The organism is Gilliamella apicola (assembly GCF_003202655.1).
Taxonomy (GTDB): domain Bacteria; phylum Pseudomonadota; class Gammaproteobacteria; order Enterobacterales; family Orbaceae; genus Gilliamella; species Gilliamella apicola_R.
Genome location: NZ_QGLR01000017.1, coordinates 65,653 through 78,358, shown reverse-complemented (window position 1 = coordinate 78,358; position 12,706 = coordinate 65,653). Strand labels below are relative to the sequence as shown.

The window sequence follows — 12,706 nt, the reverse complement described above, 5'->3', positions numbered from 1 at the left end:
TAATTGTAAGGAGCATACATGAATTCATTTAATATCAAACAAATATTTATTATAGGACTACTCTCAATTTTGTTGCCCTTTTATTCAATGGCTGATGAAAAAACACCCCAACGCGGTGGAACATTAGTCGTTCATTATTCCGGAGAACAAAGAGTGCTCAACCCAGCGTTACGAGCCTCAACTGGTGTTTATGAGGTTTCGGGAAAGGTAGTTGAATCATTAGTCGATCTTGATGCAGATAGTCAAGTTGTTCCTGTACTGGCTACTTCATGGACATCATCAGCAGATGGAAAAACAATAACGTTTAAATTACGTGAAGGGGTTAAATGGCATGACGGTAAACCATTCACATCACAAGATGTTAAATATAATGCACTTGAATTTTGGAAAAAAAGATTAAATTTTTCAACAGCATTGCAACTTAATCTAACTTCTGTCGATACGCCTGATGACTATACCGTAGTCTTCAACTATTCTCGACCAATGCCATTAGATTTACTATTAAGAGCCTTAGTTGATCTAGGTTATGTCGTTCCCAAACATTTATATGAAGGAACCGATGTATTAAATAATCCTTATAACACCGCGCCGGTTGGCACTGGACCATTCAAGTTCGTTGAATATCAACGTGGACAACATATTATCGTTGAACGTAATCCAGATTATTGGCGAAAAGGCTACCCTTATTTGGATAAAATAATCTGGCGCATTATTGACGATAATTCTTCAGCGTCAGCGGCGCTTGAAAGTGGACAAATTGATTTAAGTAGTTACTCAAAACTCAGCCTTGCCGATATTAATCGATTCAAGCAGAACGCAAAATTCGAAGTATTAACAAAAGGTTCTCAAGCTAATATTTTCAATAATACCTTAGAATTTAACTTCCGCAATCCAATCATTGCTAACTTAAATGTCCGCAAAGCAATTGTTCAATCACTCGATATTCCATTTTTTACTGATGACTTTTTATATGGATTTGGCAAACCAGCAACCGGTATTATTCCATCCTCAAACGCTTTTTATCCTAAGGACAGTAAAATTATTTACCCTTTTGATAGAGAAAAAGCTGAACAATTATTAGATGAAGCAGGTTATCAACGAAAAGCTGATGGTACACGTTTCAATTTAAAATTAGTCCACATCAATAATGGTGAAGATGTACCACTTTTTGCAACTTTCATCCAACAATCTTTAGCTGAAGTCGGTATTAATGTAGTTATCGTTAATCTTGACACTGCTGGTGCGTTGAATGCCGTTTATAAAGCTCACGATTTTGATATTGCAACGGGTTGGCACCAATATAGAGGCGATCCTGCTGTATCGACAACTGTTTGGTTACGTTCTGGTAGCCCTGATGGTGCTCCTTGGACAAATCAATATGGCTGGAAATCAGAAACCGTTGACCAATTAATCGATAATGCCGCTACCGAAATAGATCCAGTCAAACGTAAAGCGCTTTATGTTCAATTAGTGGATATTGTTAATCGCGAACTACCTCTCTGGTTTGCTACAGAACGTGAATTTATCTCTGTGGTTAATACCAAAGTTCACAATCATCATAATACTGCACGTTGGCCATCAAGTAGCTGGTTTGATGTATGGATAGAACACTAAGTTAAGGTGAAATGATGTTGCATATTCTCACTCTAGCATTTAGACGACTATTAACCACCATTCCAGCACTGGTGATCATTCTAATAGCGCTATTTTTATTATTACAATTGGCGCCTGGCGATACGGTCGATGCTTTGCTTGCCCAAATCGGTGGCGCTGAGTCAAGTGTTATTGATGAAATGCGCCATCATTATGAACTTGATCAATCAACAAGTTCTAGATTAATTAACTATTTATGGCGATTAGTTCATCTGGATTTAGGGCAGTCAGCCATATATAACAAGCCAGTAAGTCATATGATTTTAGAACGTTTACCGGCTACATTATTATTAATGGGTTGCGCTATGCTATTAGCATTTACCTTTGGAACAATTCTTGGCATTTTATCCGCCCAAAAAGTGAACCGTTGGCCAGATACATTAATTTCAATATTAGGACTTATATTCTACTCCACACCATCATTTTGGTTAGCTTTAATGGGAATTGTCGTCTTTTCCATTTATTTGAATTGGCTTCCACCCAGTGGATTTGGCAGTATTGGCGAATCGCTAACCGGTATGGCTGCAATTGTTGATATTGCTTGGTATTTAATTTTACCGACTACAACCTTAGCCTTAGTCTACCTAGCTATCTATTTACGCATTATGCGCGCTTCATTGCTTGAAGTGTCAACCTTAGACTTTGTTAAAACGGCTAAAGCAAAAGGATTGAGTCGTCGCAAAATATTAGTTAATCACATTCTACGTAACGCTATGTTACCAATGATCACTTTAATCGGTTTGCAAGCTGGCACCATGTTAGGTGGTTCGGTTGTTATTGAGACAATCTTTGCTATTCCGGGATTGGGGCGTCTTGCCTATGATTCCGTTGTCCAAAGAGATCTAAATACTTTACTTGGCGTCGTATTTGTTTCAGCAATACTCGTTATCATTATTAATTTTATTGTCGACATGCTTTACGCAAAACTCGATCCACGCATTACAGGACATTAAAGATGGCGATATTAAAAGATTATTTCCGTAGTCCAATCGCAAGAGTTGGCACAATTTTACTACTATTAATTATTTTCATTGCTTTAACTGCCGATTGGTTTTTTCCCGGCAATCCGCTTCGCTTAGCTGGCCGACCATTGCAATGGCCTTTCGCTAATCCTAAATTTATTCTTGGTACCGATCAGGCGGGACGAAATATTGCGGCGCAACTTTTTCATGGTGCAAAAGTATCACTTATTATTGGTCTCGTCTCTACTCTAATCGCAATTATTATAGGTGTGGTGATTGGTGCTATCTCGGGATTTTATAGTGGATGGATTGATGACATACTGATGCGCCTGACAGAGGCATTCCAAATTCTACCTAACTTTTTACTATTATTAGTAGGTGTAGCAGTATTTGGTTCAACGATCAATATTGTAATAATTGCAATTGGTGTGGTCTCTTGGCCACCAGTTGCCAGATTAACACGAGCCGAATTTTTATCATTACGCAATCGTGAATTTGTACAGGCAGGAAAAACCATAGGAATGAGCTCAACAAGATTAATGTTTAAAGAGATCTTACCTAATGCACTACCACCAGTAATTATGTATGCCAGTGTTATTTTATCAACCGCGATATTAATGGAAAGCGCGTTGGCCTTTTTGAATCTTTCCGACCCCAATATCTCATCATGGGGAAATCTTGTTGGCAATGGTCGGTTAGTATTACGCCAACAATGGTATGTTTCAGCTATTCCGGGCATCGCAATATTATTAACCGTTTTATCGGCTTCATTAGTGGGTCAAGGAATAAACGATGCACTCAATCCGAGGTTAAAAAAACGATGAATCGAAAAAGACTATCTATTAAAAATTTAACTATAACTTTACCTCAGGGTGCCGATCGAAAATTTGCGGTTAATGATGTATCACTCGATCTCTATGCTAATGAAATCTTATGTATTGTTGGTGAAAGTGGTTCGGGTAAATCTTTATTGTCTAATGCAATAATGGGATTACTACCTGATGGTGTTACAGCATCTCAAGGTGAGATCGATTTCAATGGTGACAACTTACTCACTTACAATGAGGAACAAATGCGTAAAATTCGTGGTGCGCATATTGGTATGGTTTTTCAAGATCCTATGACGGCACTCAATCCATTAAAAACCATTGGCAAGCAAATTAGTGAAATGTTCACAATACACACTAAATTGAGTAAACAAGAGATTAACCAAAAAGTTATTTCATTATTAACGGATGTGCAAATGCCAAATCCTTTATCGGTGGCTAAAGCTTATCCGCATCAACTTTCTGGCGGTCAACGTCAACGCGCCATGATTGCCATGGCGTTGGCATTAGAACCCGCTATTTTAATTGCTGATGAACCAACAACAGCTTTAGATGTGACAACCCAAGCTTGTATTTTAGCACTGATTCGCGAACTACAATCACGTAAAGGTACTGCGGTATTATTTATTACACACGATTTTGGTGTGGTTGCCGATATCGCCACTCGCATTGCGGTAATGCAACAAGGAAAGCTAGTCGAACAGGGTTTTGCTAATGAAGTATTAAACGCGCCAACACATCCTTATACTCAAGCGTTAATAGCCGCAGTGCCTCCCCTTACTCCCGGTGATGTTCGTCGGATTAACAAAGAGATTATTCTTGAAGTAAACAACCTATCAAAAACTTATCATAACCATAGTTTTTTCAAGCAAAATCGACGAACGACCTATGCAGTTGATAATGTGAGTTTCAAGCTACATAGAGGTAGTACTTTAGGTATTGTGGGAGAGAGCGGTTCAGGCAAATCAACATTAGCCAGATGCATTATTAAATTATTAGAAATAGACAGCGGGCAAATCAACTTTGAAAATGTCGATATAGCCCGATTAAAAGGGAAAAAACTTAAACACTATTCACGCCATATTCAGATGGTCTTTCAGGATCCTTATGCGTCATTAAACCCACGGCGAAAAGTCGGCGATCAAGTGACTATCGGACCAATACTTCACGGAATAACGAAACAACAAGCTATCGAGAAAGCAAAAGCGTTATTCAACATGGTGGGATTAGAAAGTGAGGCGTTAAACCGTTATCCTCATGAATTCTCGGGTGGACAAAGACAACGAATTGGTCTTGCTCGAGCATTAGCATTAGAGCCGAAAATATTGATTGCTGATGAGCCTGTATCAGCTCTGGATGTTTCGGTGCAAGCACAAGTTCTCGAACTACTAACCCAACTACGTAAACAGCTCGGTTTAACGGTTTTATTTATTACCCATGATCTGCGAGTGGCGGCACAAATTTGTGATCATATAATCGTAATGAAGTCTGGCAAAATCGTTGAGCAAGGTATTGCCTCTCAAGTCTTTCTAAATCCGACTGCGCCTTACACTAAAGATCTTCTTGATGCGGTTCCAGGCAGAGGATGGAACCCACATCGATTAATTGACATGTCTCCCGCTATTCATATTTAAGGAGTGAATATAATGACAACACTTATTCCACAAATTGATCATGTTGTAATAACCGTATCCGATCAGCTCGATAAAGCAAATGCTCAATATCAAAAATTGGGGTTCACAACAACGCCTCGTGGACACCATTCACTTGGAACCAGTAACAATTTAGCAATATTTACCACTACCTATCTTGAGCTTTTGGGTTTCGAGCCCAAAAATGCGGATAAAGTGGATAAAAGTTGGCGTTTTGCTGACGGGCTAACTGGACTGGTGTTCAAAACCAAAAATGCCAATGAACTCTATCAACATCTAGTTAACAATGGCATAAAAGTTGAGGGTGAAGGTCCTCGATCCTTTTTTAGACCTGTCGAATTAAATGATGGTACAAAACCTGAAGCGCGTTTTAGAACCGTTAGATTAGATCCTTCCTATACACCAAATGGACAGATCTTTTTTTGCGACCAACTCACTCCCGAACTCGTTTGGCGTAAAGAGTGGCAAGGGCATCCCAATGGCGTCGTCAATATTAATCAGGTGATTATTGAGGCGCAAAATCCCCACGCCTCAATCAAATTACTGGAAAACACCTTCCCATCAGCAAAAATTATCGATATTGACGGAGGAGTACGCCTAAAAGCGGATGACAAATATATTGATTACCTTACACCAAGCGCAACAGAGCGTCTTTTTGGGGCTTCATTAAGCAAAGCGAACAATGACCAAGATCGTAAAGTTGCTTTAGGGTTGACGACAAAATCATTAGCACAAACCCAGCAAGCGCTAGAAAAAGGGAATATTAAATTTAATTTACAAAATGATAAGCTTATTGTACCTGCCAGCGAAACATATGGTGTTGTTTTGATCTTTGGTCAATTATAAATAGGGACTATTAGTATGAGTAATATTTTATTTATTGGTAGCGGCCATATGTCTGAAGCAATTATTAGAGCACTAATAAAAAACAAAGTTTATAAACCGCAAAATATATTAGTAAACGATATCGTTAAGTCTCGCTTAGACTATTTACAATTAACTTATGGGGTTACACCTTCTGAAAAAATCGTCAATGCAGATATTATTGTGTTAGGGGTTCGACCGCAAGATGCATGGAGTGACATTGTTCAACAATTTAAGACGAATAAAATCATTATCATTTCAATCATCGCTGGCGTGACAATTGCCCAAATAAAAGCATCATTAACAGTTGATATTCCTGTTATTAGAACGATTCCCAATACTCTTACCGATACGGGGTTTGGTTATTCAGGTATTGCTACCGACGTTAATGATCAGGCGGTGGCAAGACAGAGGTCGGTCACACAATTCTTCAACAGTTTTGGTAAACTTGAATATATTGACGAATCACTGCTTGATATTTTTACTGGCTATGCAGTTGCCGGACCTAATTATATCTATTATTTTTATGAATCTTTAGTTGATGCTGGGGTTTTAGTTGGCTTGTCGCGCGATATGGCCAAACGCATTGCAATTGAAAATTTACACGGTGCAGCCTGTATGCTTCAAACAAGTCAAAAACATCCAAGACAATTACTGGATATTAATAACTCACCAGCCGGTGTTGGCATTCATAGCTTGTATGAACTGAATAACAGCGACTTCGCAGCGGGATTACAACGAAGTGTTAGAGCGGGAGTAATTCGAACTGTTGAACTAGGAAAAAAACAGTAAAATTACTTAAATATACTTGTTGAGGAACGTAAGAAACCGCGTTCCTCAAACTTTTTTATTACCGATTAGATTTTAAGAGATATCTTTTGCTACATATTTTTGGAGATTATTATTAATTAATAAAAATAGTCCGATTGATGCACCTAATAAAAATAATCCAACAACGTAAATAGCAGGAGCCATTTTACTAACAAAATCACTAAAAAAGGATATTAATAATGGCGTTAAGCCCCCAGCGATGGCATAAGCCATATTAAATGAAAACGACACCCCACTATAACGCACCTCGGTTGGGAATACTTTAACCATAAAATAGGCAAAAGAACCGACAATCCCAACACTAAAACCCGCTAATGAATAGGTGATAAACAGAAGATTCGGATTATCCAATGATAGATAAAATATAGCAATCATGATAGCGGCAATAGTACAACCAATAACCAGTACTTTGCCCATTGAAAACTTATCCATCATCATGCCGTAAAATGTACAACTAATGATAAGTCCGATGATAGCTAATATATTGCCTTGCAAGGCTTCAAGTGCTGAAAAACCAAATTGTTTTTGCAATAAAATTGGCGTCATTAACATTATCACCATAATACCGGCTGATAACACCCAAGTTAGTAGCATCGATAAAATAGTTTGCGGTAAATATTGGGTTAGCACAGTAATCACCGGCAATTTTTTAGCTAATTCTTGATTTTTACGTTGCTGAATTTCGAGAAAAATCGGTGTTTCTTTTAACCAACGACGAAGATACATCGCAATTAAACCAAAAATACCACCAATAATAAATGGCACTCGCCAGCCCCACTCATTCATTTGCTCTACCGAGACGCTTTTACTCATTATTGTCGATACTAGTGAACCGAGTAAAATACCTAAACTTAAGCCACTGGTTAAAATGCCACAAGCTAAACCAATTTTATTTTTAGGCACATGTTCAGCAACAAATGTCCATGCCCCCGGAACTTCACCGCCAACGGCAAGCCCTTGGCATAAACGCATCATTAACAATAGTAATGGTGCAAAAATACCGATACTGGCATAAGTAGGTAAACAACCAATAAATAATGTTGGTAACGCCATTAACAAAATACTCAGTGTAAACATTCGTTTGCGGCCAAATATATCACCAAAATGTGCCATCACAATACCACCAAAAGGGCGAATCAAATAGCCAGCCGCAAAAATACCAAAAGTCTGTACTTGACTTAACCATGCAGGCATATCATCAGGAAAAAACAGATGGCTAATTGTTATTGAAAAAAAGACAAATATAATAAAATCATAAAACTCCAATGCACCACCTAATGCAGAAAGCGCTAACGTTTTATAATCCTGATGAGTTAATGTTCGCACATTTGAGGAAATTGCTAAATTTGACATAATCATCCTTGTAAATAATTGTTTACAAACAGTCTAATGATCCGCATTACTATACAGGAACTAACTGTTATTTAAAAGAAAATATCTAAAAATAAATAAAAATCAAATTAGCACTAAATGATTAATATTTGGCCAGATAAAAACCTAAAATGAAAAAATCTTATTAAATGGAGAGTTTTAAAATGGCAACAAAACGCATTTCTCGTGGAAAATTCACCCGTATGCAACAATTATCTAACCAAGATGGTGTAATTGCAGCATTAGCAATCGATCAACGTGGTTCAATGGTAAAAATGATGCAAACTGCCGTTGGGCAAGAGCGTTATCATATTGATATGGTATATGAATTTAAAGAGCTTGTTTCTCAGGAATTAACCAAATATGTTAGTGCCATTTTGCTCGATGAAGAGCTTGGTTTTAAAGGTATGGCAGCCAAAAATAAAAATGCTGGGTTAATTATGTCATATGAAAAAACCGGCTACGATGCCAATACCCCAGGCCGTTTACCCGATATTTTACCTGAAGACTCACTTCAACGTTTATTAAAAAAAGGAGCTGATGCCGCAAAAGTCCTTGTTTATTATAATCCTGATGATCCGCAAGATATCTTAGATAAAAAACATGCCTTTTTAGAGCGTTTAGGTAACGAAGCAAGAGCAGCTGATATTCCGGTATTTGTGGAACCGATTGTCTATGATAATGCGATTACTGACGATAAAAGTCCGGAATTTGCCAAAATTAAACCACAAAAAGTGATCAAAACCATTGAAGAATTCACTAAAGATCACTATTACATCGATATCTTAAAAGTAGAAGTGCCAGTGCTATTTAAAAATGTTGAAGGATTTAACGATAATAATCCTGCGGTATATTCACAAAAACAAGCGGCTGATTATTTCAAACAAGCTAGTGATGCGGCCACTCGTCCATTTATCTATCTAAGTGCTGGCGTACCAACCAAAACTTTCCATCAAGAACTTATCTTTGCTGGTGAACATGGTGCTAAATACAGTGGTATTTTAGGTGGTCGGGCAACATGGTTTGAAGGTGTAGCAGCCTATGCTAAAGGTGGTAAAGATGGCTTAAAACGTTGGCTTGATTCGACTGGCCGTGAAAATGTTGAACAACTAAATAAAATTCTAAAACAATATGCAACACCGTGGTATGATGTGTACGGTGGTAAAGATAAGATTGAAATTATTGATCCGGTATTAAGTAATTAATTATTTTAATTAATAACCAAAGTTTATTAAGAAAAAAGAGTACAGCGTTTTTTTTCCTATTTTAGTTGTACTCTTTTATTTAATCACCTATAGATTATCAGCGATTCACCAGTCCATACTTCTACAGCTATCTGCAACTACACCTATCTGCAATTAGACGGCTTTATCGAAAAATAAATCAACCTTACTTTTTTCAGACATTGATTGTAAATAGTCTTTGATTTTAGCTGGGAATTTAAGTCCTTTAACACAAGTTAAATTGCGCAGTATAGGAAACAAGCAAATATCATCCCAAGATAACGTTCCATTACATGCATTAGAAGACATCACTAATGGTTCTAGCTGATTTAATAAATCCGATACCTTAGCTATTAATGAATCAGTTTGAGCGAGGCAATCGTCAAACGCTCCCAACTTTTTACTCTTGTTAGTGACAAAATTATCAATAGCAGCTTGAGTAGCAAATTCAGCTAAACCAAGTTTTATATAACGAGGACACTCTAACTTATAATCATATTGTTGAAGTTGTCTTATTAATTCGGCAATTTTTGGATTTTTAGGCCCAATTAAAATAGCACTGCCACCATAATTACTATCCACATAAGCAACAATATCCAGACTTTCTGGCATATAACTACCATCTTCTTTTTGTAAGATAGGTACCATTTTTTCACCAATCATGCTTTCTGGTGATTTAGCATCGTCACTTAAAAAAACCTGTTGCTCAACAGGAATATTTTTTAACCCAAAAATCATTCTTGCCCGTACACAAAAAGGACAGTGTTCATAGATATACAATTTCATATTCGTCTCCTAAAGCAATCAATGACCCATAACAAAAGAGCCAAGCCTAAAAACAGCACAAAAACCGAACCAGCAGCATATAGCGCTTTAACATATCCGATCTTTACTACATTAATAAATGGATATGGATATTGCTGAGTAATATAACCTCGTATAAAGATATAAATACCATAAATTAACATCGACAAAAACGATCCAACAATGACATTAAAATGAATACGTCGAAATGGTCCCCAAACTAACCAACTTAATATCCCAAGGACAGGGAGAATCACATGTAAACTTTCATTGGCAAACAGTAATAAGGTATTAGGTGGTTTATGAATTCCCCTTAGGATTAAGTTATAGACTATCGCTGTTATAATTACGCCGACTAGACCATTCAATCGTATTACCTTAAAACAATATCGATTACAGTTCGGATTAAAAGTTAACCATAAGCAGCTAAATGCTAACATCAGATTAGAAAGTACCGTAAAAAAACTGTAGTAAAATATTATTCGCCCAATTGGGGTGATGGGTTGCCACGGTCTAAGCTGAGTATGCCAATAAATATAAGTTTCAAGACCAATAACCAAAAAAGCGTATAACGCAATGAAAAGATTAATATTTCGTTTTAACATAGCTTATCAAAAAAAATAACCGATAATTCAGTATATAGTAGGCGATAGAAAAGATACAAAATATTATTCCAACATAAACTAAAATTAATTGTTATTTAATTTGTTCATTAACTCAACGTTGCAACATGTATGCGTTTCTATTGCGATAGTCATGTAACAACGACAAGTTATTCTCAGTTAGTATATAATATTAAAAAGTGTTGAAAAAAGAGTTGGCCTTTAATGTCTGATAAAGATATATCACCGAAAAATAAAATACTAATTGAACAATTTTTAGATTCAATCTGGTTAGAACGAAATCTTGCGGAAAATACTATCGAATCTTATAAACTCGATCTATTCGCATTAAGCCAATCACTGCAAGCACAACAAGTTAATTTCCTTACGGCACAATCAACTAACTTACAAGAATTTTTATTACAACGTGTTAAAGATGGTTATAAAGCAAGTAGCTCAGCCCGTTTACTGAGTGCGACTAAACGTTTTTTCCAGTACTTATATCAAGAAAATTATCGCACTGATGATCCATCAGCTATATTATCCTCGCCAAAGTTACCCAAAAAACTACCCAAGGATTTAACCGAATTACAGGTTGATGCGCTACTTGAATCGCCAAATATAGATGATCCAATTGAACTACGCGACAAAGCCATGTTAGAAGTACTTTATGCGACAGGATTACGAGTTTCGGAGTTAGTTAATTTAGAAATTAGTGATGTGAGCCTTAGGCAAGGTGTTGTAAGAGTTGTGGGTAAAGGAAATAAGGAGCGTTTAGTTCCTCTGGGGGAAGAGGCTATATATTGGCTGGAATACTATTTCAAATATGCGCGTAGTGACCTTTTAAAAAGCGGGCCTGTCGATGTAGTTTTCCCAAGTCGATTAGGTAAAAAAATGACACGACAGACGTTCTGGCATAGAATAAAATATTATGCCATACTAACGGGCATTAATATTGAAGCTCTTTCACCTCATGTACTTAGACACGCTTTTGCCACCCATTTGCTTAATCATGGTGCCGATTTGCGAGTAGTACAAATGTTACTTGGGCATAGTAGTTTATCTACTACACAAATTTATACGCATGTTGCAACAGAAAGATTGAAACAGCTGCACAGCAAACATCATCCTCGCGCATAGCGGTTTAATAAACTAAGGATAATTGAATGAAAAAATTAGTAATCAGTTTAAGTTTAGCGTTGATCTCAACTTCAGTATTAGCGACTAACGCTGATATTACCAATACAATGGAAAAATTAGGTTTTTCCAGTAAAGAAATTACCATCGAAAATAATCCAGTAAAAGGACTAAAAAGTGTTACCACACCAGATGGTATTTTTTACGTCACTGATGATGGTAAATTTTTAACCCAAGGACCAATATATAATCTTGAAGGCAGTGAACCGGTAAATATTGCCAACAGCAATAACTTAAAATTAATGAAATCAATTGAAAAAGATGCCATTGTTTATCAAGCACCGAATGAAAAATATGTCATCTCAGTTTTTACCGATTACACATGTCATTACTGTAAATTACTACATGAAAATATTAACCAATACTTAGATGCAGGTATTTCAGTTCACTATTTTGCCTTCCCACGTGCTGGTGCGGATAGTGAAGTAGGCAAAAATATGCAATCTATTTGGAGTGTGGTTGACCGCAAAGCCGCTTTTGAAGATGCTTATAAAGGTAATAAAATTTCGCCAGCTAACAGCATGATCCCTTATGTGACACAACAATTTAATGTTGGTAAAAAATTAGGTATTAGCGGAACACCAGCATTAGTATTAGCTGATGGGCAACTGGTTTCAGGTTATGTTCCCGCTAATAAATTAATTGAAATTTTAAAAAACAAATCTAAAAACTAGTATTACATAATTTATAATCATTAAAATACAACAATATGTTAGCGCA

At 36.7% G+C, this 12,706-nt stretch carries 12 protein-coding genes; 9 read left to right on the top strand and 3 right to left on the bottom strand.

Features of this window, described 5'->3' with window-relative positions; genetic code table 11:
- Window positions 1-18 precede the first annotated feature (18 nt).
- Genes DKK70_RS14875 through DKK70_RS14850 form a run of 6 tightly spaced genes read left to right on the top strand, consistent with a single transcriptional unit; the run spans window position 19 to window position 6,750 of the window.
- Entirely contained in the window at window positions 19-1,614 is a 1,596-nt protein-coding gene (locus DKK70_RS14875; RefSeq protein ID WP_110434690.1) for an ABC transporter substrate-binding protein, read from the top strand.
- A 17-nt stretch (window positions 1,615-1,631) separates the two neighbouring features.
- Window positions 1,632-2,606: an ABC transporter permease gene (locus DKK70_RS14870; protein ID WP_110424475.1), complete on the top strand. Its 975-nt coding sequence runs from the start codon at window positions 1,632-1,634 to the stop codon at window positions 2,604-2,606.
- A gap of 2 nt (window positions 2,607-2,608) precedes the next feature.
- Window positions 2,609-3,439 carry an ABC transporter permease gene (locus DKK70_RS14865; RefSeq protein ID WP_110434689.1) on the top strand — a complete coding sequence of 277 codons (831 nt, stop codon included), beginning with the start codon at window positions 2,609-2,611 and terminating at the stop codon, window positions 3,437-3,439.
- Entirely contained in the window at window positions 3,436-5,076 is a 1,641-nt protein-coding gene (locus DKK70_RS14860; protein WP_110434688.1) for an ABC transporter ATP-binding protein, read from the top strand. Before DKK70_RS14865 ends, DKK70_RS14860 begins: the two co-directional genes overlap by 4 nt.
- 12 nt (window positions 5,077-5,088) lie before the next feature.
- Entirely contained in the window at window positions 5,089-5,940 is an 852-nt protein-coding gene (locus DKK70_RS14855) for a VOC family protein (protein WP_110434687.1), read from the top strand.
- Window positions 5,941-5,955: 15 nt separating this feature from the next.
- Window positions 5,956-6,750, top strand: a complete 795-nt coding sequence (locus DKK70_RS14850; RefSeq protein WP_110434686.1) for a pyrroline-5-carboxylate reductase family protein — start codon at window positions 5,956-5,958, stop codon at window positions 6,748-6,750.
- Between the two features lie 72 nt (window positions 6,751-6,822).
- Here DKK70_RS14850 and DKK70_RS14845 read toward each other — a convergent pair whose 3' ends face one another.
- Window positions 6,823-8,142, bottom strand: coding sequence for an MFS transporter (locus DKK70_RS14845; RefSeq protein WP_219999838.1), 1,320 nt, complete (start codon window positions 8,140-8,142; stop codon window positions 6,823-6,825).
- 182 nt (window positions 8,143-8,324) lie between these two features.
- Here DKK70_RS14845 and DKK70_RS14840 point away from each other — a divergent pair, with 182 nt between their 5' ends.
- Window positions 8,325-9,365, top strand: coding sequence for a tagatose 1,6-diphosphate aldolase (locus DKK70_RS14840; RefSeq protein ID WP_110434684.1), 1,041 nt, complete (start codon window positions 8,325-8,327; stop codon window positions 9,363-9,365).
- Between the two features lie 153 nt (window positions 9,366-9,518).
- On the opposite strand, the gene grxB is transcribed toward DKK70_RS14840, so the two are convergent.
- Window positions 9,519-10,169, bottom strand: coding sequence for a glutaredoxin 2 (grxB, locus tag DKK70_RS14835; RefSeq protein WP_110434683.1), 651 nt, complete (start codon window positions 10,167-10,169; stop codon window positions 9,519-9,521).
- Window positions 10,166-10,792 (bottom strand): Pr6Pr family membrane protein, encoded by a 627-nt coding sequence (locus DKK70_RS14830; protein WP_110434682.1) that lies wholly within the window; start codon window positions 10,790-10,792, stop codon window positions 10,166-10,168. Before DKK70_RS14830 ends, grxB begins: the two co-directional genes overlap by 4 nt.
- A gap of 222 nt (window positions 10,793-11,014) precedes the next feature.
- Here DKK70_RS14830 and xerD point away from each other — a divergent pair, with 222 nt between their 5' ends.
- Window positions 11,015-11,929, top strand: a complete 915-nt coding sequence (gene xerD, locus DKK70_RS14825) for a site-specific tyrosine recombinase XerD (protein ID WP_219999837.1) — start codon at window positions 11,015-11,017, stop codon at window positions 11,927-11,929.
- A gap of 26 nt (window positions 11,930-11,955) precedes the next feature.
- Entirely contained in the window at window positions 11,956-12,660 is a 705-nt protein-coding gene (gene dsbC, locus DKK70_RS14820; RefSeq protein WP_110434681.1) for a bifunctional protein-disulfide isomerase/oxidoreductase DsbC, read from the top strand.
- The last annotated feature ends 46 nt before the right edge of the window (window positions 12,661-12,706 follow it).